The organism is Saccharomonospora piscinae (assembly GCF_005862235.1).
Lineage (GTDB): Bacteria > Actinomycetota > Actinomycetes > Mycobacteriales > Pseudonocardiaceae > Saccharomonospora > Saccharomonospora piscinae.
On record NZ_VCEK01000003.1, the window covers coordinates 199 to 17,191 of the forward strand.

Below are 16,993 nucleotides of genomic sequence, written 5' to 3' on the forward strand. Positions count from 1 at the left end.
ACGGGTCAGTCGAACAGCCGGTGGGGCATCGGCTCGTCGACGGCCTCGATGGTCAGGTCGTGTCCCCGGCCCGCGAACGAGCCGCCGAGCTCCTCGGTGTACACGCACACGCCGGTACCCACGTCGAGTCGCACCCGATGGGCCTCGGCGTAGCGCAGGTCCGGCTCCCGCGCGCGTACCGGCTCGACGCCCATGTCGGCTTCGATGTCCTCGCTGATCCGGGAGAACAGCAGCGGGCAGCAGGAGCACCGCGGATCGTAGTGTTCGCCCGGTACCAACTCGGCCTGCCACGCACGTCTGCCGTGGTGCACGACCTCGCCCAAGCCGTGGTGCTCCACCGGCGTACCCGCCACCGGAAGACCCTGGTCGGTCACGACGCCGAGCTCGCGCGGATTGAGCATCGCCACCCACCGGTAGTCCTGGTACATCGGGTCGTCGTCGGGCAGCGAAGTGTGTGCGGCCCGCTGCCGGTCCAGCACGCGGCCGTCCAGCGTCTCGACGCGCAGGTCGCCGGGGCGGCGCAGCCACGCGCGAACTGCGGTATCGGTGCGCCCCTCGCGGCGCCAGGTCACCGTGAACCGCAGCGTTCGCCACCGGCGCGGCGACGACAGGGCCAGCGCGGTGAACGCGTCCACGGTCGGTGCAGACGGTGCTGCCATCGGGGGATTGTCGCAGCGCCGGACGTCGTCATGCACGAGAATTCCGGCATGAACGGCGTGGACGTACTGACCGACGGATTCGCCAGGGTCGCCGAGGCCGTACACGGGGCCGCGCGCGGCCTGGACCTCGCGGCACTGCATCACCGCCCCGACGAGCAGGCCAACTCGATCGCCTGGCTGCTCTGGCACCTCACGAGGGTGCAGGACGACCACGTGTCCGATGTGGCCGGTGTGGAACAGGCATGGGAACAGGGCTGGGCGGACCGCTTCGCGCTGCCGTTGCCGCCGGGTGACACGGGGTTCGGCCACACGACCGAGGACGTCGACGCGGTCCGGGTCGACTCGGCGGAGCTGCTGACCGGCTACCACGACGCGGTGTACGAGAACACCCTGTCGTACCTCGGCGGTCTCGATGACGACGATCTCGACGTCGTCATCGACGAGTCGTGGACGCCGCCGGTCACGTTGGGCGTGCGGCTGGTCAGCGTCGTCGCCGACGACCTGCAGCACGCCGGGCAGGCCGCGTACGTGCGGGGTCTCTCGCTGCGTCACTGACGCGCGCCGTGCTCGCTCGGCGCAACTGACCGAGCGTGACGTGGGACGATGGCGCCATGCCCACGCTTCGCCTGACCGGCAACGCCGACGCCGACGAACTGCTCAGCCACGATGCGTTCGCCGTTCTCACCGGATTGCAGCTCGATCAGCAGTTCCCGATGGAACACGCCTTCATGGGACCGAAGAAGATCGCCGACCGGATGGGTGGCTTCGACATCCACCGGATCGCCGAGACCGACCTCGACGAGTTCGTGGAACTGTGCGTGCAGCCGCCCGCGATCCACCGCTACGGCGCGTCGATGGGCAGGCGGGTCCACGCGCTGGCGCACCACGTGCTGGAGCACTACGCGGGGGAGACCGAGCGGATCTGGACCGACGGCGACCCAAACGGCAAGCAGGTGCTGCGCCGGTTGAAGGCGATGCCCGGCTTCGGGGACCAGAAGGCCCGGATCTTCGTGGCGATGCTCGGCAAGCAATTCGGCGTCACCCTGCCGGGCTGGCGGGAGGCGGCAGGCGCCTACGGGGAGGCGGGCTCCCGCCGCTCCATCGCCGACGTCACCAGCCCGGAGGCACTGGCCGAGGTGCGTGCGTTCAAGAAGGCCGCGAAGGAGGCCGCGCGGCAGGACTGAGCGTCCGGGTGTTCGCGGTCACGGGGCTCCCGGTTGCCACCCCCGGTGGACTAACCCGGTCAGCTCTCGCGTTCTGTGCGCGTCGCCACTACCGTAACCGGAAGCCGACCGAAATGGAGCGGGTACCGCGTTGTGCTTATAGCACACCGATTGTCATGATCGGAAGCTTGCTGTCGGTGTTGTCACACGTGTTTCCGCGTTGTTGCTGGTAGCAACGCTGGGCGTCCCTCGTCGGGCTGAGCTCGGCAAAGCACTCTGTTACGTTGTTTGAATATGTCCGGAAAGCACTCGGAGCGTGCGAACGGCGATATTCTATCGACGGGCCGCATTGTGATCGAAACGCCAACCAAGCGTGACGGAGCGGCTCTCTGGCGAATAGCCCGTGATTCGCAGAAGTTGGATCTGAACTCCTCGTACCAGTACCTGTTGTGGTGTGTTGATTTCGCCGACACCTCGGTGGTGGCACGGGTCGACGGGGAGGCCGTGGGGTTCGTCATCGCCTATCGTCGGCCCACCGAGCCCGATGCCGCGCTGGTGTGGCAGGTCGCCGTGGACGCGTCCCAGCGAGGGCGTGGCCTGGCAGGCACGTTGCTCGACGATCTGTTCGGCCGCCTGGTGAACGACGGGGTGCGGTACCTGGACACCACCATCACGCCGGACAACGACGCGTCGATCCGGTTGTTCGCGTCGTTCGCCAAGAGGTGGAACGCCACGCTGGAGTCGTCCCGGCTGTTCGAGGCCGACGACTTTCCGGACGTCCACGAGCCCGAGGACCTGTACCGCATCGGGCCGCTCTCGGCGCCCCCAGCGACAGTCGTGAGCGATTGACTCGCGAATGTGACCCATGTCGCGTCATTCGACTAGTTCCAATATCAGGAGACTGAGACACGTGAGCATCTTCGAAACGCTCGAGTCCGAGGTGCGCAGCTACAGCCGTGGCTGGCCCACCGTGTTCGACCGGGCACAGGGCAGCTGGCTCTACTCGGAAGATGGCAAGCCTTACCTCGACTTCTTCGCCGGCGCCGGAGCGCTGAACTACGGGCACAACAACCCGGTGCTCAAAAAGGCGTTGATCGATTACATTTCGCGCGACGGCGTCACGCACGCGCTCGACATGTACACCGTCGCGAAGCGTGACTTCCTGGAAGCGCTGAATGACGTCATCCTCCAGCCACGCGAGCTGGAGTACAAGGTCATCTTCCCGGGGCCCGGCGGCGCCAACGCCGTCGAGGCCGCGCTGAAGCTGGCGCGCAAGGTGACCGGCCGGGAGTCGGTCATCAACTTCACCAACGCCTTCCACGGTATGACACTGGGTGCGCTGTCGGTGACGGGCAACTCGATGAAGCGCGGCGGCGCGGGCATCCCGCTGGTCCACGCGACGCCGATGCCCTACGACAAGTACTTCGACGGCGCGTACCCCGACTTCCTGTACTTCGAGCGGCTGCTGGAGGACTCCGGTAGTGGCCTGAACGAGCCCGCGGCCGTCATCGTCGAGACGGTGCAGGGTGAGGGCGGTATCAACGCCGCGCGCCTGGAGTGGTTGAAGGGCCTGTCGGATCTGTGCCAGCGGCACGGCATCCTGCTGATCCTCGACGACGTCCAGATGGGCTGCGGGCGTACCGGGCCGTTCTTCAGCTTCGAGGAGGCCGGGATCAAGCCCGACATGATCTGCCTGTCGAAGTCGATCGGCGGGTACGGGCTGCCGTTGGCGATCACGCTGATCCGGCCGGACCTCGACGTCTGGTCGCCGGGCGAGCACAACGGCACCTTCCGCGGCATCAATCCCGCGTTCGTCACCGCCGCCGAGGCGCTGCGTACCTACTGGAGCGACGACACGCTGGAGAAGGGCACCCGCGCCAAGGGCGACGCGGTGGGCCGGGTGTTCACGGAACTCGTGGACCGGCACCCGGACGCCGGTCTCGTGGCCAAGGGCCGTGGCCTGGCCAGGGGCCTCGAGTTCGCCAGCGGAGAGGTCGCCGGAAAGGTGTGCGCCGCCGCGTTCGATCGTGGTCTACTCATGGAGACCTCCGGGCCCGACGGCGAGGTCGTGAAGCTGCTTCCGGCGCTCACCACGACCGACGAGGAGATCGAACAGGGTCTGTCGATCATCTCCGAGTCCGTCGACTCCGTGCTCTCCCACTGAGCACGGCACGCACAACCGATTCACGCGCAAGAGGAGAAACCTTGATCGTTCGCACCCTCGACGAGATCACCGGCACCGAGGCCGACATCCAGCAGCCGAACTGGCGCAGCAAGCGCATCGTGCTCGCCAAGGACAAGGTCGGTTTCTCGGTCCACGAAACCACGTTGTACGCCGGAACCGTCAACGACTTCTGGTATGCCAACCACATCGAGGCGGTGTTCATCGTCGAGGGTGAGGGCGAACTGACGGACAAGGCCACGGGCGAGACCTACCAGCTCAAGCCCGGGTCGCTCTACCTGCTCGACGAGCACGACCAGCACCAGGTGCGGCCGAAGACGGACATGCGCACCGTCTGCGTGTTCAACCCGCCCATCACGGGTCGCGAGGTACACGACGAGAACGGGGTCTACCCGCTCGTCGTCGAGGACTAACCGCGAGCCGACTCCGGGTTTCGTGGGATCCGTCTCAGCGTGAGGCGGTTCCCACACCCCCCGATCGGGTATCACTCACTCGAACGGGGTTCAGAGAAAAGCCCACGACAGAACGGAAAAAACATAGAGGCACTCGGAGGAGGCGAGTTACGTGACTCTCGCGGAGAGCCGGACGTTAGACACCTACCCCACTCGCGTGACCGGTGAGGCGCAACTGCTCGACCGGACCGACCCCACGGTGTGGGGCGGCGAGCACGACGGCCCGATGGACGGGGCCGCGCTGGCCTCGCACGACTCCAAGGGGTACTCGATCATCGAGGGCCTGCTGTCCCCGGCCGAGGTGCAGGGGTACTGGCAGGAACTGGTGCGGCTCTCGTCGGATGAGGAACTCAAGACCGACGAGCGGGTGGTCACCGAGAAGAAGTCCGGCAACGTCCGGTCCGTCTTCGAGGTCCACCGGATCAGCGAGCTGATCGGCGAACTGGCACGGGACCCCAGGATCCTGGACCGGGCGCAGCAGATCCTCGGCTCGGACGTGTACCTGCACCAGAGCCGGGTGAACTACATGCCCGGCTTCCGTGGCAACGGCTTCTACTGGCACTCGGACTTCGAGACCTGGCACGCCGAGGACGGCATGCCGAAGCCGCGCGCGGTGAGCTGCTCCATCGCGCTCACGGACAACTACCCGTTCAACGGCGGCCTGATGGTGGTGCCCGGGTCGCAGCGGACGTTCGTGCAGTGCATCGGTGAAACGCCCGACGATCACTACAAGGCGTCGCTCAAGGAGCAGGAGATCGGCGTCCCGAGCGAGAACGACATCACGAAACTCGCCGCCGAGCACGGTATCGACCAGTTCACCGGGCCGGCGGGGTCGGCGCTGTTCTTCGACTCGAACATCATGCACGGGTCGGGCAACAACATCACCCCGTACCCGAGGTCGAACATCTTCCTGGTCTTCAACAGCGTGGAGAACGCGCTGGTGGAGCCGTTCGCGGCGAAGCACCCACGGCCGACGTTCATCGGCAGCCGCGACTTCACGCCGCTGACCCGCTGAGCGCGGTAGTTGAACTCGGAACAGACCGCGTCGGGCTGGGTGTAGTCGGCTTGACGCGGTCTGTTACCGTATCCGAACCTCAACGGCGCGGCTGGTGAGGTGATCGCCGCCACCGGCGTGGGCATCCTTGCTCGGGGTGAGGCCAGCCGAGGCGACGATGTGTGATTTGCGCGAGTACGGCCCCGCGCCGCCAGATTCGGGACTGGTGGCACGGGGCCGTATTCGTGTGCTGGAACGTCGCTGACCAGGGCTGGTTGGGTGGTACCCTATATGGCATGGTCAAGACTACGGTCTATCTTCCGGACGATCTCGAAACGAGATTGGACGCAGAGGCTGCGGCGTCTGGGGTCAGCAAGGCGGAGCTGATTCGGCGTGGAATCGCCATGGTCCTCGAAGCGTCCGGACGGCCGCGCGAGAAGCAGCCGCTCCCCGTGCTCCGCAGCGGGCAGTCCCGAGACGTCACCCAACTGGCCGAGGACGTTTCGCGTCAGATCAAGGACCGAGCATCTCGCAGATGATTGTCGTCGCAGACACGTCCGCTCTCTACGCCGCGTTCGACGCTGACCAGGAAGAGCATTCCGAGGCAGCGTCCGTCATGGAATCCGAGACACTTGCCATCTCACCGTTGGTGTTGACCGAACTCGACCATCTGATCCGTCGGGATATCGGCTTTCTCGCTTCCTGCGACGTGGCCGAGGCACTGGTGGACCGCATCAGTGACGGGCAGTACAAGCTGGCCGAACTGAAGCATACAGACATGATCGTCGCGCAGAAGGTTCGGCGACGCTATGCGTCACTGCGACTGGACCTTGCCGACGCGGTCGGTGTTCTCCTCGCGGACCGCTATCGCACTGATCGGATCTTCACGCTCGACCATCGAGACTACCGGGCGGTCAAGCCGTTGTCTCCGCAGTTCGACGCCTTCCGTCTGCTCCCGGCCGACGGTCGCTGAGCGAGCTGTTCTGGGGGCTTTCAGTCGAAGAGGCTCGTCTCCGAGTGGATCGCCAGCAGTTCGTACACCGGTCGCCCCCGCCGCCCGTCGATGGTGGTGGTGCGCACGACCCGCAGCCGCGCTGTCACCGGCCGGTCGAGGTTTTCCTTGATCTCGTCGAGCAGGTCGGGGGCCACCGCGCCCTGGATGGTGGCACCGGTGTCGCGTTCCAGGTAGAAGATCCGGCGCCGGGTGCGCACCCCGTCGAGCCTGCCCGTCACGGTCTCGTACCCGACGTCCTCGCGGGACTCACGCAGGCTGCCCTGCAACACCTTCGCCTGGTCGGTGGTCATGCTGCGCATGACCTCCTCACCGGCGGTGGGAGTGAGGGACAGCGCGACCCCGGACGTGCGCATGACGGCGTTGACGAGGTCGCTCACCGCGTTGCGCACGGTGTCGCGCTGGAGCAGCACGGCGTCGAGCGCACCGTCGTCCGAGCCGTTGACCGGCAGGAAGTCGCACAGCTCCTTGACCGCGCGTTCCGACAGCGTCTCGATACCGTCGGAGATGAGGGCACCCGGCAGCGAGGTCTCGGGGAACCCGAAGAACATGGCGTTGCCCGCCTGGCCGCGCTGGATCAGCGGGGCCTTCTCGCGGTCGGCCGGCTGTACCGACGTGATCTCGGTCTGCGGGTTGCGCACGATGTGGCCGATCTTGGCCGTGGCGTCCTGGAGCGCGCGGCTGATGTCCGAGGACGTGTACGCGTCGAGGTGGGCCGAACCCAGCATGGACACGCGCAGCAACGGGGACCGGGAGCGCCGCTCGAACTTGGCGTAGGCGGCCATGGCGGACGCCCTCGCGAGGTCGTCGAGCCACGTGCCGCCGGGGATGTTGTCGGCCAGTTGCCGGAAACTCACCAGCTCACCTCCGCGAAGCCCTTCACCGTGCCCGGCACGGGGCCGCGGGACCACACGGCCTCCCAGACGTCCTCGTCGCCGGGATGGCAGAGGAAACCGTCCACCAGGCCGCTCACGGGCTGCACCTGGTCGAGATACATCGCGGGCTGCTCGGCGATCACCCCGCGCAGGGTGAACATGCCGTAGAACGTGGCCCGCGCGGGGCCGTCGAGGCGCTTGAGCGTGCCCCACTCGTCGGGCACCAGCACCACGTCGACATCGTAGGGGACCTCCGCGGAGCGGACGGTGAGGCTGCCGCTGAGCCAGGCCCTACCCGACGGGATGAGCCGGCACACCACGCCCAGGTATCCGCTCAACGCGCTGAACAGGATCTCCCGCTCGTTCCGGTGCGGCGCGTCCCACACGAACCGCTCGTACAGATCGGAGAGGTCGGCCGGATGCCGCCCGGGCGGGAGAACGTGCTCCGACGTCCAGTGCGGTAGCGGCATGCACGATCCTTACCTGCTGGCGTGAACCGGGGATCACCGGGCAATTTATCAGCCTGCCCCGTCAGTGGTCGCGGCGCGGGCGGTTCTCCTCCGCCACCGCGATGTCCCGATCGTCGGGCCACTCGTTGCGCGCGTGCCACTCCGACGCGGTCAGCGGCAGGATGCCGTGCGTGCTGCCCTCGTCGGGCACGTCGTCCGGTTCGGGCCGGGCGCGGGGTGGGGGTTCGCCGAACCGCAACTGCGGTGCGACCCGCTGGATGCGCTGGGTGCGTTCCGCCTCCGGTTCCGGTTCGGGCCTGCCGCTGGCGGCGTATCGTCCCTGCTCCGAGCCGGTGGCGGGCTCTCCGGTCCCGGCCGCGCCGCTCCGGTTCCGGACCGATCGCAGGATCACCGCGGCCAGCACGCCACCCACGACGAACGCGATCAACAACCACAGCCAGATCTCGCCGAACAACCACAGCATGGTGCCCTCCTGCCAGCTCATGCCGCGCCGACGGCGCTACCGCACGGTGATCTCCACCCTCCGGTCGGCGGCCGACGTGCCGCGATCCGACAGTGGGCGGGTGTCGCCGTACCCGACAGGATTCACCTGCTCGGGTGACACTCCCAGGTCCACCAGTTCCTCGGCGACGACCTCGGCGCGTGCCTCCGACAGCTCCCCGGCGCTCTCCGGTTCCGCTCCGGGTACCCGCGCCACGTGCCCTCCTACCTCGAACCGCCAATCCGAGGGAGCGTCGGCCAGCAGCGCGGCCACGGCCGACACCGTGTCGAGGCCGTCGGGGCTCGGGTCGGCCGAGTACGGCCGGAACTCGATCGGGTCGTCGGCGAGGACGTCGTCCACGGCTCGTTGCAGCCGTGCCTTCGCGACGGTGTCCGGGTCGGTGACCGCGTCCGGAGTGCCGTCGGGTCCTCCCGCCGCGCGGCCCGGGGCGCTCACGACGGTCACCGAACGGACGCCGTCGAGCCCGCGGACCACCGCTCTCGCCAGCAGCGCCTCCCGTGGGGTGCCGGTGCGGACGGTGGCGTCGCGGCCGGTGAAGCTGACCTCACCCGGCAGGTTCGAGGCGGACAGCGCGTCCCGGGCTCGTGTGGTGAGGTCGGCCTCGATGCCCGCCCGTTCCACGGAGGTCGCCGCGAACGCCAGCGCGCCGGTGACCAGCACCGCCAGCGCGGTGAGAACGGCATACCGGCGTGCGGGTGGCATACCGCGACTGTAAGCCCGCCACGGCACCCGCGCCGGGCTCATGGCCGGGCGCGGGGCGGCGGCGTCAGGCGGACCGGGGCCGGGCCTCCTGCGGTGCGGCCGTGACCGGCTCGGCCTCGGGGGAGAGTGCCGTCGCCCTGGTCACGGCCGTGGCCGCGCCCGTGGCCGTCAGCAGGGGGGCGAGCTGGGGACGCTTCGGCGACACGCCGTCGCCCATGGACTCGCCCCGCAGCTGGCGGCGGATCCAGGGCAGCAGGTGTGCTTTGGTCCAGACCAAATCCGAGCGACGCAACGTCAGCCACGTCGCGGGCGGGGAGTCCTGCGGCCACGGCTCCCGCCAGTCGGCCTCGGTGGGCACGCCCAGCACCTCGGCGGCGCGCAGTGCGATCCTGCGGTGGCCCTCCGGGGTGAAGTGCAGGCGGTCGTCGCTCCACGCGCGTCCGTCGTGCAGTGTCCGCATCGCCCACAGGTCGACGACCTTGGCGCCGTGCCGGTCGGCGATCGCCCACAGGTGGGCGTTGTAGATACCGACCTTGCTGCGCAGGATGCTCATCACCGACAGCCCCTTGGTGTCGGGGCCGGTGAAGATCAGGACGTCGATGCCGACCTCACGCAGGCGCGCGACGCCCCGTTCGAACTCGGCCGCGACCTCGTCGACGTCGGCGCCGGGGACGATGATGTCGTTGCCGCCCGCGCACACGGTGACGAGGTCGGGCCTGATGTCGAGCGCGACGGGAAGCTGCTCCGTCATCACCTCGTCGAGCATCTTGCCGCGCACCGCCAGATTCGCGTAGCGGAAGTCGTCCCTGCCGTCCGCGAGCACCTCCGCCAGCCGGTCCGCCCACCCCCGGAACGTGCCGTCGGGCCACTCGTCGTTGAGTCCCTCGGTGAAGCTGTCCCCGATCGCCACATAGCTGTCGAATCCCGTCACGAACGTCTCCTCCCACCAACGCTCTGTGGAGTTACGCGATCTCTTCGCGCCAGCGTGCCCCCGTGAGGTCGACCTACGCTACCGTTATTCAGATCGCAAGCCCCAGTTTTGACAATTTTCCCGCACCCGCGCTGGCTGTTTCGGAGGGTGTGTCGAACGTCTCGAACCGTCGGTGCCGTGGATTCGCCGCGTACGGCACGCTGGGAGGCGTGACTGACGGTCCCACGAGCACCGCCCGGCGGGAGTCGCTGGCCACGCTGCTCGGTGGCCGCCGGGGCGCACTCGACGCCAGCCTGCCCCCGGTCGGGTTCGTGGCGGGTTGGCTGGCCGCGGACTCGATCGCGTGGGGGGCCGCCGCCGCGCTGGTGGTCGGCCTGGCGATCGGGTCGCTGCGGGTGGCGCGGGGTGGCAGGCCGCGTGCGGTACTCGTCAGCCTGGGCACGGTCGCGGTGGCCGCGCTGCTGGCGCTGTACACGGGGCGCCCGGAGGACTTCTTCCTGCCGCAGCTGCTGTCGAACGTGGCGAGCGCCCTCGCGTGGGCCGTCAGCATCGTGATCCGCTGGCCGCTGCTCGGCGTGGTGGTGGGCCTGGTGCTGGGGCAGCGAACACGCTGGCGGGCCGACCCGGACCTGCTGCGGGCGTACTCGCGCGCGAGCTGGGTGTGGGTGTTCGGGCAGTACGTGCTGCGGGTGGCCGTGTTCGGCGTGCTGTGGGCGGCGGGCGACGTGGTGGCCCTCAGCGCGGCCAGGATCGTGCTGTCGTGGCCGCTGGTGCTGGCGACGCTCGTCGTGAGCGGGTGGGTCCTGTACCGGTGCCTGCCCGGCGACCATCCGGGCCTGCGGCATCCGAGAGACCCCGCCGGAACGGTGGCGCGCGCCGAGGGGGATTCGGAGGCCGGCAGCGGCCCCGAGCCGAAGCGCGAGTAGCGGGCGCGGCGGGCTCACCGCGAGGAAGGGGCCCCCGGCGAGGGGGAGGTCCGGGGGCCGGTTTCCACGGTACTCGCATCAGGACGCACCGCGTCGGAACCGAACGCCCGCAGTGCCGCGAGCCAGGTCGCGCCGAGCACTCCGCTGTCACTGCCCACTACCGCAACGTCACCGAGCGCGGAGCGCAGGCCCGTCCGTACCGCTTCGCCCACCGGGCTCTCCGCTCCCAGCACGCTGCCGACCAGCACCACGGGAGCGCGTTCGCCGTCGTCGCGGGCTCCGAGGGCGGTCTCGGTCAGCAGGGTCGCGGCGTGTTCCACGATCGCGCAGGCCGCCGGGTCGCCGCTCGCGTGGGCGGCGCTCACGAGCGGCGCGTACCGCGCCAGCCGCACCGGTGCCTCCGCGTTCGCGGCGGTGATGAGCCGATACGCCGCGTCGGGCGCGGCGGGGTCGATGCCCGCCGCCTCCAGCACGGCCGTGGCGAGTCGGGACGGCGGGCGGTGGCCGCGCAGCACGTCGAGCGTCGTGCGCACGGCCTGCCTGCCGAGCCAGAACCCGGAGCCCTCGTCGCCGAGCAGCCAGCCGTAGCCGCCGACCGTCGAGACCATGCGGCGGTCGCGAATCCGGCCCGCGATGGAGCCGGTGCCCGCGACGAGCACGGTGCCGTCCGGCTCGGCGGTCGCCGAGACGAAGGCCGCCTCCGCGTCCGAGACGAGCGAGGGCGCTCCGGCCCGGGTGAGGCCGAGTCCGGCCCACGCCCGCTCGAACACCACGGCGACGGCGGGGTCGGTGAGCTTGCTGCGGCCTGCCATGCCGATCACCCAGGCACCCACCTCGGCGGGGTCGGCCGTGGCCAGTGCCGCGCCGACGGCGTCGGCCATTGCGGTCGCCGCGGCCTCCGGGGCGTGCGAGTTCGGGTTTGCGCCTCCCGCCGTCCCGCTGCCGCGCACCCGGCCGTCCGGGCCGACGACCCATGCGCGCGTGGACGTGCCTCCGGCGTCCACCCCGACCGCGAGGGTCATCGGGTCCTCGTCACCTTGCGCAGCCCGCGCGGCTGGTCCGGGTCGACCCCCCTCGCGAGTGCGAGCCCCAGGGCGAGCCGCTGCATCGGCAGGACCTCCAGAATCGGGGCGACTTCCTCGACGGACTCGGGCACCGGCACGGTCAGCGCCGCCGAGGGCACCGCGCGCGCCGCCGAGCCGACACACAGCAGGTCGGCGCCGCGCTCGGAGACCGCTGCCAGCACGTCCCGCATGGCCTCGCCGCCACGGCCCGCGCTGGTGATGCCCAGTACGGCCGTTTCGGCGTCCACGGCGGCCACCGGCCCGTGCAGCAGGTCGGCCCCGCTGTAGGCGCGGGTGGGCAGGTAACTCGTCTCCGCGAGCTTCAGCGCGCCCTCCAGAGCGGTGGCGTAGGAGTAGCCCCGGGCCGTGGTGAGGATGCGGTCGGCGAAGCGGTAGCGCTCGACGGCCCGTTCGACGTCCTCCTCCGCGCCGGCCAGCGTCCTCGCGGCCAGGTCGCCGATGTCGGCGACGTGCTCGGCCCTGCCCCCGCGCACCGCGTCCACCAGCAGGTACAGCGCCAGCAGGGTGGCGGTGTAGGTCTTGGTGGCGGCGACCGCGTGCTCGGTGCCCGCCCGCACGTCCACCGACAGTTCCGCCGCCTCCTGCAACGGCGACGACGGCGTGTTGGTGACGGCGACGGTCAGCGCGCCCCTGGCGCGGGCGGCCTGGGTGACCTCCAGCAGGTCGTACGAGCCACCGCTCTGGCTGACCGAGATGAGCAGGACGTCGGTCAGGTCCTGCTCCGCGTGGTACAGCGTCGTCGTCGACGGCGACACCAGCCCGGTGGGCAGCCCGAGCAGCACCTCGACGAGGTACTTCGCGTAGAGGGCGGCGTGGTCGCTGGAGCCCCGTGCGGCCAGCAGCGCGAACCGGGGCGGGCGGGCCGCGATGGTCTCCGCCACGGCGGCGATGTCGGAGCGTGCCCGGACGAGCGCCGCGAGTACGTCGGGTTGCTCGGCGACCTCCGCGGCCATGTGCCTGCCGGGACTGGTGTCGTTCACGGTCCTCACCCTGCTTTCACCCGAGCCGGTCATCCGGGCCTCGAACAGGACCGGTCTAGACCAATACTACGTACGTTCAACGTACTATCCGAAGGGTACGTTCCAGGGTGAGGGGGTAGGTGTCGCAGTGAGGGAGTCGGCAATGGTGGAGACGCTTTCCGGCATACGAGCGCAGCGGGAACCCAAGTACTGGGCGCTCAAACAACACCTGCTCGATCTGCTCGAGTCGATGCCCGCCGGTGCGGCCATCCCGACGGAACGGGCGCTGGCGACGGAGTTCACGGTCTCCAGGACCACGGTGCGGCAGGCGCTGGCGGACCTGACGGCCGAGGGCCGGTTGCACCGGGTACAGGGCAAGGGAACGTTCGCCGCGGAGCCCAAGCTCGCTCAGCGGCTGGAGTTGTCCTCCTACACCGAGGACATCCGCGCGCAGGGCAGGGAGCCGTCGTCGCGCGTGCTCGAGATCGACGAGGTCCCCGCGGAGGGCGAGCTGCCGAGGCTGCTCGGCATTCGCACCGGGGCGCGGGTACTGCGGCTGCGCAGGCTCCGGCTCGCCGACGACGAGCCCATGGCGCTGGAGACCACGCACCTGCCGTCGTCGCGGTTCCGTGGCCTGCGCAGGCACGTGGCGACGGGCGGCTCGCTGTACGAGGCGTTGCGCGACCGCTACGGAGTGGTGCTGGACCGGGCGGAGGAGACCATCGAGACGTCGCTGGCCGGTCCGCAGGAGGCCGACCTGCTCGGTGCGGACGTCGGGATGCCGGTGTTGCTGCTGTCGCGGCAGACGTTCGCCGCCGACGGCAAGCCCGTGGAGTACGTGCGCTCGATCTATCGCGGAGACCGCTACAAGTTCATCACGACTCTGACCCGTCCGTGACCGGCCGGTCGCTCTGAGTCCACAGTAGACTTACCCGGCGGGTGTCGCGTAATCGTGCTCACGTTCGGGCAACATCGGGAGTCGTCGCGGCGATAACCCCGTTGGACGGTTGTCCGGGGAGTGCGACGGATCGGAACTATGAGCGACGGCAAGAAGCAGGTCGGCGACGAGGACGAGAAGAAGTCCGGGCTGGCCCCCGCCCAGGTGACGGCGGCGGCACTCGCGGCGGTCACCGCGGCGTTTCTGGGCTCGACGCTGGGCGTCTACGGCACGGTGCTCGGCGCGGGGCTGATCAGTGTGGTGACCACGGTGGGCAGCGAGTTCTTCATGCGTTCGCTGGAGCGGACGAGAGCCGCCGCCCGCGTGCTGCCGGGTGTGCGACGGCGTGGCCAACACGGCGAACAGGGTGCCGAGGCGTCGGACCCGCACCGCACCGTGTACCTCCCCGCGCCGACCCGGCAGCAGTGGGCGGAACACAACGCCGCAGTGGAGCGGACCCGCGTTCTGGCCTCCACCGGCCGCGAGGCGGACGCGAAGGAGCGCAGCCAGTGGTGGCGCCGCCGTGGCCCCGTCGTGGCGGCGACCAGCGCGCTCGCGTTCGTCATCGGCATGCTCGCCGTGACGGGCTACGAGGGCGTGACCGGCAAGGCGCTGTCCGGCGGAGGTGACACCACGGTCAGCAGCATCGTGCGCGGTGAGGCCGGGTTCGGCGGCGGGCAGCAGCAGGGGCGGGACAACACCGGTGATGGCCGGGACGGCGACCAGGACGGCGGCCAGGACGGCGACGCGGACCCGGGCGCGCCCGCCGACCCCACCGGCTCGCCCACCTCGCCGGTCCCGAGTACCTCGCCCGCCGACGACCCCGACGAGCGACCCGCGGAGGAGGAATCCACCGAAACTCCGGAACCCACGCGGTCGGAGCCCGTGGACGAGCCCACCACGACGCAGCCCGAGGAACCCGAGCCGACCGTGCCCGGCGGCGACGGCGAACAGCCCGGTTCGCAGCCCTAGGCGGACCGGGCCGTCAGGCCCTCCCGCAGCGCGCGGGCGGCCTCGGCGGGGTCCTCGGCCTCGGTCACGGCCCGCACCACGACGGCTCGGTCCGCGCCCACGCGGCGAACCTCGGGCAGCCGTTCCCGGTCGATACCGCCGATCGCGAACCACGGCCGCTCGGTCTCGACCTGCCCGGCCACGGCGCGCACCAGGTCGAGACCCGGAGCGGTGCGGCCGGGCTTCGTGGGGGTGGGCCAGCAGGGGCCCACGCAGAAGTAGTCGACACCGGGCTCGGCCGCCGCCTCCGTGGCCTGCTCCAGCGAGTGGGTGGACCGGCCGATGACCGGGACGTCACCGACGACCCGGCGGGCCACGGACACGGGCAGGTCGTCCTGACCGAGATGCAGGACGTCCGCGTCCACGGCGAGAGCCACGTCGGCACGGTCGTTGACCGCCAGCAGCGCCCCGTGCCGTCGGCACGCCTCGCCAAGCGTCTCCAGAGCCGCGATCTCCGTGGCGGCTTCCAACGGAGCCCCGCCCGTCTTGTCCCGCAGCTGCACGATGTCCACGCCACCGGCGAGCGCGGCGTCGGCGAACTCCGCGAGGTCGCCGCGCGCCGACCGCGCGTCGGTGCAGAGGTAGAGCCGTGCGTCGCGCAGCCGTGTCCTGATCTGGTCGCCGTCGAGACCGGGCATAACGCCACGGTAGCCGTCCCGGAGACCTCCGCCGACGCGGGAGTAGGCTGGGGACGTCCGCACGGGAGCCCGGCGAGGGCTGAGAGGGAGCGAGGCAGCGAACTCGCTCCGACCGTGGAACCTGATCCGGATCATGCCGGCGCAGGGAGCGTGATCTCTCATGAACGACAGCTCGGACGGCCTGGCGGTCGTGGGCGCGGGCGTCATCGGCCTTGCCGTGGCGTGGCGGGCCGCCGCCGAGGGCCACCGGGTCACCGTGCTCGACCCCCGGCCCGCGCGGGGCGGGGCATCGTGGGTGGCAGGCGGGATGCTCGCCCCCGTCGCGGAGGCGTGGCCCGGCGAGGAAGCCGCGCTGGCCTTGGGGGAGGAGTCGCTGCGCCGCTGGCCGCGGTTCGCGGCCGACCTGCGCGCCGAGGGCACGCACCCCGGTAGCGGCCTGTCCGAGTCGGGCACGGTCGTGGCCGCGTTCGACGGTGCCGACGCCGAGCAACTCGACGTGCTGGCGCGCTATCTCACCGGTCTCGGCAGGCAGGCCACGTTCGTCACGGGCCGCCAGCTGCGCCGCACCGAACCTGGGCTGGGCCCCGTCCGTGCCGGGTTGCTGGTCCCGGGCGACCTGTTCGTGGACAACCGCGCGCTGCTGGAGGCACTGCTGGCGGCGGCGAGGCTGCGTGGTGTGGAGTTCGTGCCGGAATCGGCGCGGGCACTCGCCGCCGACACCGTGTGGACCGAGTCCGGGCCGCGCCGGTTCGCCGCCGTGGTGCTCGCCGCGGGCGCCCACAGCGGCACCCTGCACCCCCAGCTGGCCGGGGCGGTGCGTCCGCTGAAGGGGGAGATCCTGCGCCTGCGTGCCCGGCGGGGCACGGTGCCGCCGCCGGCCCGCACCGTGCGCGCCGTGGTGGAGGGCCGCCCCGTGTACCTGGTGCCGAGAACCGGCGGTGGCCTGGTGGTGGGTGCCACGCAGTACGAGGCGGGCTTCGACACCACGGTGACGGCGCGTGGCGTGCGGGAGCTGCTCGACGCGGCCGAGCGCGTGTTCCCCGGCGTCGCGGAGTACGAGCTGACCGAGACCTCCGCGGGCCTGCGCGCCGGCAGCGACGACACCGTGCCGTACCTGGGGCCGCTGCGCGACGGCGTGTACGCGGCGACCGGGCACCACCGCAACGGCCTGCTGCTGGCGCCCGTCACGGCCGACGCCGTGCTGGCCTGGCTCGCGGGCACCGAGCCCCCCGAGGGGACGAGCGAGGCACGACCGGACCGCAACAGCAGTGAGGAGCGCATCGATGCGGGTCTCCGTCAACGGTGAGCAACGGGAACTGGCCGACGGCAGCACGGTCGCCGACGTGGTGGGAACCGCCGTCGGCGACGCGAACGGCGCCCGGGGGATCGCGGTGGCCGTCGACGGCGAGGTGGTCCGGCGCGGCCACTGGCCGGAGGTCGTGGTGGCCGACGGCGCCGAGGTGGAGATCCTGACAGCCGTGCAGGGAGGGTGAGA

General features: G+C 70.6%; 22 protein-coding genes and 1 riboswitch. Of the genes, 13 read left to right on the forward strand and 9 right to left on the reverse strand.

What is annotated here, in order from left to right; genetic code table 11:
- Positions 1–5 precede the first annotated feature (5 nt).
- Entirely contained in the window at positions 6–659 is a 654-nt protein-coding gene (locus FFT09_RS11190; protein WP_138382644.1) for a hypothetical protein, read from the reverse strand.
- Between the two features lie 48 nt (positions 660–707).
- Between FFT09_RS11190 and FFT09_RS11195 the strand changes: the two genes are divergently transcribed.
- From FFT09_RS11195 to FFT09_RS11230, 8 genes are all read left to right on the forward strand, one after another.
- Positions 708–1,214: a mycothiol transferase gene (locus tag FFT09_RS11195; RefSeq protein ID WP_081191779.1), complete on the forward strand. Its 507-nt coding sequence runs from the start codon at positions 708–710 to the stop codon at positions 1,212–1,214.
- Positions 1,215–1,270: 56 nt separating this feature from the next.
- Complete coding sequence (locus FFT09_RS11200; protein ID WP_024875300.1) at positions 1,271–1,843, forward strand: HhH-GPD-type base excision DNA repair protein; 573 nt, start codon at positions 1,271–1,273, stop codon at positions 1,841–1,843.
- A gap of 273 nt (positions 1,844–2,116) precedes the next feature.
- The gene (gene ectA / locus FFT09_RS11205) at positions 2,117–2,671 is read left to right on the forward strand and encodes a diaminobutyrate acetyltransferase (protein WP_024875299.1); all 555 of its coding nucleotides are present in this window, start codon (positions 2,117–2,119) and stop codon (positions 2,669–2,671) included.
- 61 nt (positions 2,672–2,732) lie between these two features.
- Positions 2,733–3,986 carry a diaminobutyrate--2-oxoglutarate transaminase gene (gene ectB / locus FFT09_RS11210; protein WP_081191778.1) on the forward strand — a complete coding sequence of 418 codons (1,254 nt, stop codon included), beginning with the start codon at positions 2,733–2,735 and terminating at the stop codon, positions 3,984–3,986.
- Positions 3,987–4,027: 41 nt separating this feature from the next.
- Positions 4,028–4,417 carry an ectoine synthase gene (locus tag FFT09_RS11215; protein ID WP_024875297.1) on the forward strand — a complete coding sequence of 130 codons (390 nt, stop codon included), beginning with the start codon at positions 4,028–4,030 and terminating at the stop codon, positions 4,415–4,417.
- A 151-nt stretch (positions 4,418–4,568) separates the two neighbouring features.
- Complete coding sequence (thpD, locus tag FFT09_RS11220) at positions 4,569–5,471, forward strand: ectoine hydroxylase (protein WP_081191777.1); 903 nt, start codon at positions 4,569–4,571, stop codon at positions 5,469–5,471.
- A gap of 275 nt (positions 5,472–5,746) precedes the next feature.
- Entirely contained in the window at positions 5,747–5,989 is a 243-nt protein-coding gene (locus tag FFT09_RS11225) for a ribbon-helix-helix domain-containing protein (RefSeq protein ID WP_024875295.1), read from the forward strand.
- Positions 5,986–6,423 carry a type II toxin-antitoxin system VapC family toxin gene (locus FFT09_RS11230; RefSeq protein WP_024875294.1) on the forward strand — a complete coding sequence of 146 codons (438 nt, stop codon included), beginning with the start codon at positions 5,986–5,988 and terminating at the stop codon, positions 6,421–6,423. The genes FFT09_RS11225 and FFT09_RS11230 overlap by 4 nt, the downstream gene beginning before the upstream one ends.
- A 20-nt stretch (positions 6,424–6,443) precedes the next feature.
- Here the strand turns inward: FFT09_RS11230 and FFT09_RS11235 are convergent, their stop codons facing one another.
- From FFT09_RS11235 to FFT09_RS11255, 5 genes are all read right to left on the reverse strand, one after another.
- On the reverse strand, positions 6,444–7,322 hold the full coding sequence (locus FFT09_RS11235) for a hypothetical protein (RefSeq protein WP_024875293.1): 879 nt from the start codon (positions 7,320–7,322) through the stop codon (positions 6,444–6,446).
- Positions 7,316–7,807: a DUF6932 family protein gene (locus FFT09_RS11240; RefSeq protein WP_024875292.1), complete on the reverse strand. Its 492-nt coding sequence runs from the start codon at positions 7,805–7,807 to the stop codon at positions 7,316–7,318. Before FFT09_RS11240 ends, FFT09_RS11235 begins: the two co-directional genes overlap by 7 nt.
- A 61-nt stretch (positions 7,808–7,868) precedes the next feature.
- Positions 7,869–8,291, reverse strand: coding sequence for a hypothetical protein (locus tag FFT09_RS11245; protein ID WP_244231325.1), 423 nt, complete (start codon positions 8,289–8,291; stop codon positions 7,869–7,871).
- Between the two features lie 15 nt (positions 8,292–8,306).
- Positions 8,307–9,011, reverse strand: coding sequence for an OmpA/MotB family protein (locus FFT09_RS11250; RefSeq protein WP_138382645.1), 705 nt, complete (start codon positions 9,009–9,011; stop codon positions 8,307–8,309).
- A gap of 64 nt (positions 9,012–9,075) precedes the next feature.
- Positions 9,076–9,942 (reverse strand): SGNH/GDSL hydrolase family protein, encoded by an 867-nt coding sequence (locus tag FFT09_RS11255; RefSeq protein WP_138382646.1) that lies wholly within the window; start codon positions 9,940–9,942, stop codon positions 9,076–9,078.
- 209 nt (positions 9,943–10,151) lie between these two features.
- Here FFT09_RS11255 and FFT09_RS11260 point away from each other — a divergent pair, with 209 nt between their 5' ends.
- Entirely contained in the window at positions 10,152–10,868 is a 717-nt protein-coding gene (locus tag FFT09_RS11260; RefSeq protein ID WP_081192383.1) for a DUF3159 domain-containing protein, read from the forward strand.
- A gap of 14 nt (positions 10,869–10,882) precedes the next feature.
- Here the strand turns inward: FFT09_RS11260 and FFT09_RS11265 are convergent, their stop codons facing one another.
- Together FFT09_RS11265 and FFT09_RS11270 are read right to left on the reverse strand one after the other, a co-directional pair.
- Complete coding sequence (locus tag FFT09_RS11265; protein WP_138382647.1) at positions 10,883–11,890, reverse strand: N-acetylglucosamine kinase; 1,008 nt, start codon at positions 11,888–11,890, stop codon at positions 10,883–10,885.
- Positions 11,887–12,966: an SIS domain-containing protein gene (locus tag FFT09_RS11270; RefSeq protein WP_208544407.1), complete on the reverse strand. Its 1,080-nt coding sequence runs from the start codon at positions 12,964–12,966 to the stop codon at positions 11,887–11,889. Before FFT09_RS11270 ends, FFT09_RS11265 begins: the two co-directional genes overlap by 4 nt.
- Before the next feature lie 109 nt (positions 12,967–13,075).
- Between FFT09_RS11270 and FFT09_RS11275 the strand changes: the two genes are divergently transcribed.
- Together FFT09_RS11275 and FFT09_RS11280 are read left to right on the forward strand one after the other, a co-directional pair.
- On the forward strand, positions 13,076–13,810 hold the full coding sequence (locus tag FFT09_RS11275) for a GntR family transcriptional regulator (protein ID WP_024875285.1): 735 nt from the start codon (positions 13,076–13,078) through the stop codon (positions 13,808–13,810).
- A gap of 138 nt (positions 13,811–13,948) precedes the next feature.
- The gene (locus FFT09_RS11280) at positions 13,949–14,821 is read left to right on the forward strand and encodes a hypothetical protein (protein WP_208544408.1); all 873 of its coding nucleotides are present in this window, start codon (positions 13,949–13,951) and stop codon (positions 14,819–14,821) included.
- Here FFT09_RS11280 and thiE read toward each other — a convergent pair.
- Positions 14,818–15,498: a thiamine phosphate synthase gene (thiE, locus tag FFT09_RS11285; RefSeq protein ID WP_138382649.1), complete on the reverse strand. Its 681-nt coding sequence runs from the start codon at positions 15,496–15,498 to the stop codon at positions 14,818–14,820. The genes FFT09_RS11280 and thiE overlap by 4 nt on opposite strands.
- A 51-nt stretch (positions 15,499–15,549) precedes the next feature.
- Positions 15,550–15,663, forward strand: a riboswitch (TPP riboswitch).
- Here thiE and thiO point away from each other — a divergent pair.
- Both thiO and thiS read left to right on the forward strand, forming a co-directional pair.
- Complete coding sequence (gene thiO / locus FFT09_RS11290; RefSeq protein WP_138382650.1) at positions 15,659–16,804, forward strand: glycine oxidase ThiO; 1,146 nt, start codon at positions 15,659–15,661, stop codon at positions 16,802–16,804. Its footprint overlaps the riboswitch before it by 5 nt.
- Positions 16,782–16,991 carry a sulfur carrier protein ThiS gene (thiS, locus tag FFT09_RS11295; RefSeq protein WP_081191769.1) on the forward strand — a complete coding sequence of 70 codons (210 nt, stop codon included), beginning with the start codon at positions 16,782–16,784 and terminating at the stop codon, positions 16,989–16,991. The genes thiO and thiS overlap by 23 nt, the downstream gene beginning before the upstream one ends.
- Positions 16,992–16,993 lie beyond the last annotated feature (2 nt).

Bases quoted from the DNA above. Each gene is read 5' to 3' on its own strand.
- FFT09_RS11195 (WP_081191779.1), top strand. From the start codon at position 708: ATGAACGGCGTGGACGTACTGACCGACGGATTCGCCAGGGTCGCCGAG.
- FFT09_RS11250 (WP_138382645.1), bottom strand. From the start codon at position 9,011: ATGCCACCCGCACGCCGGTATGCCGTTCTCACCGCGCTGGCGGTGCTG.
- FFT09_RS11245 (WP_244231325.1), bottom strand. From the start codon at position 8,291: ATGAGCTGGCAGGAGGGCACCATGCTGTGGTTGTTCGGCGAGATCTGG.
- FFT09_RS11190 (WP_138382644.1), bottom strand. From the start codon at position 659: ATGGCAGCACCGTCTGCACCGACCGTGGACGCGTTCACCGCGCTGGCC.
- FFT09_RS11265 (WP_138382647.1), bottom strand. From the start codon at position 11,890: ATGACCCTCGCGGTCGGGGTGGACGCCGGAGGCACGTCCACGCGCGCA.
- thiS (WP_081191769.1), top strand. From the start codon at position 16,782: ATGCGGGTCTCCGTCAACGGTGAGCAACGGGAACTGGCCGACGGCAGC.
- FFT09_RS11240 (WP_024875292.1), bottom strand. From the start codon at position 7,807: ATGCCGCTACCGCACTGGACGTCGGAGCACGTTCTCCCGCCCGGGCGG.
- FFT09_RS11230 (WP_024875294.1), top strand. From the start codon at position 5,986: ATGATTGTCGTCGCAGACACGTCCGCTCTCTACGCCGCGTTCGACGCT.
- FFT09_RS11275 (WP_024875285.1), top strand. From the start codon at position 13,076: ATGGTGGAGACGCTTTCCGGCATACGAGCGCAGCGGGAACCCAAGTAC.
- FFT09_RS11225 (WP_024875295.1), top strand. From the start codon at position 5,747: ATGGTCAAGACTACGGTCTATCTTCCGGACGATCTCGAAACGAGATTG.
- thiO (WP_138382650.1), top strand. From the start codon at position 15,659: ATGAACGACAGCTCGGACGGCCTGGCGGTCGTGGGCGCGGGCGTCATC.
- thiE (WP_138382649.1), bottom strand. From the start codon at position 15,498: ATGCCCGGTCTCGACGGCGACCAGATCAGGACACGGCTGCGCGACGCA.
- FFT09_RS11270 (WP_208544407.1), bottom strand. From the start codon at position 12,966: ATGACCGGCTCGGGTGAAAGCAGGGTGAGGACCGTGAACGACACCAGT.
- FFT09_RS11280 (WP_208544408.1), top strand. From the start codon at position 13,949: ATGAGCGACGGCAAGAAGCAGGTCGGCGACGAGGACGAGAAGAAGTCC.
- FFT09_RS11200 (WP_024875300.1), top strand. From the start codon at position 1,271: ATGCCCACGCTTCGCCTGACCGGCAACGCCGACGCCGACGAACTGCTC.
- ectA (WP_024875299.1), top strand. From the start codon at position 2,117: ATGTCCGGAAAGCACTCGGAGCGTGCGAACGGCGATATTCTATCGACG.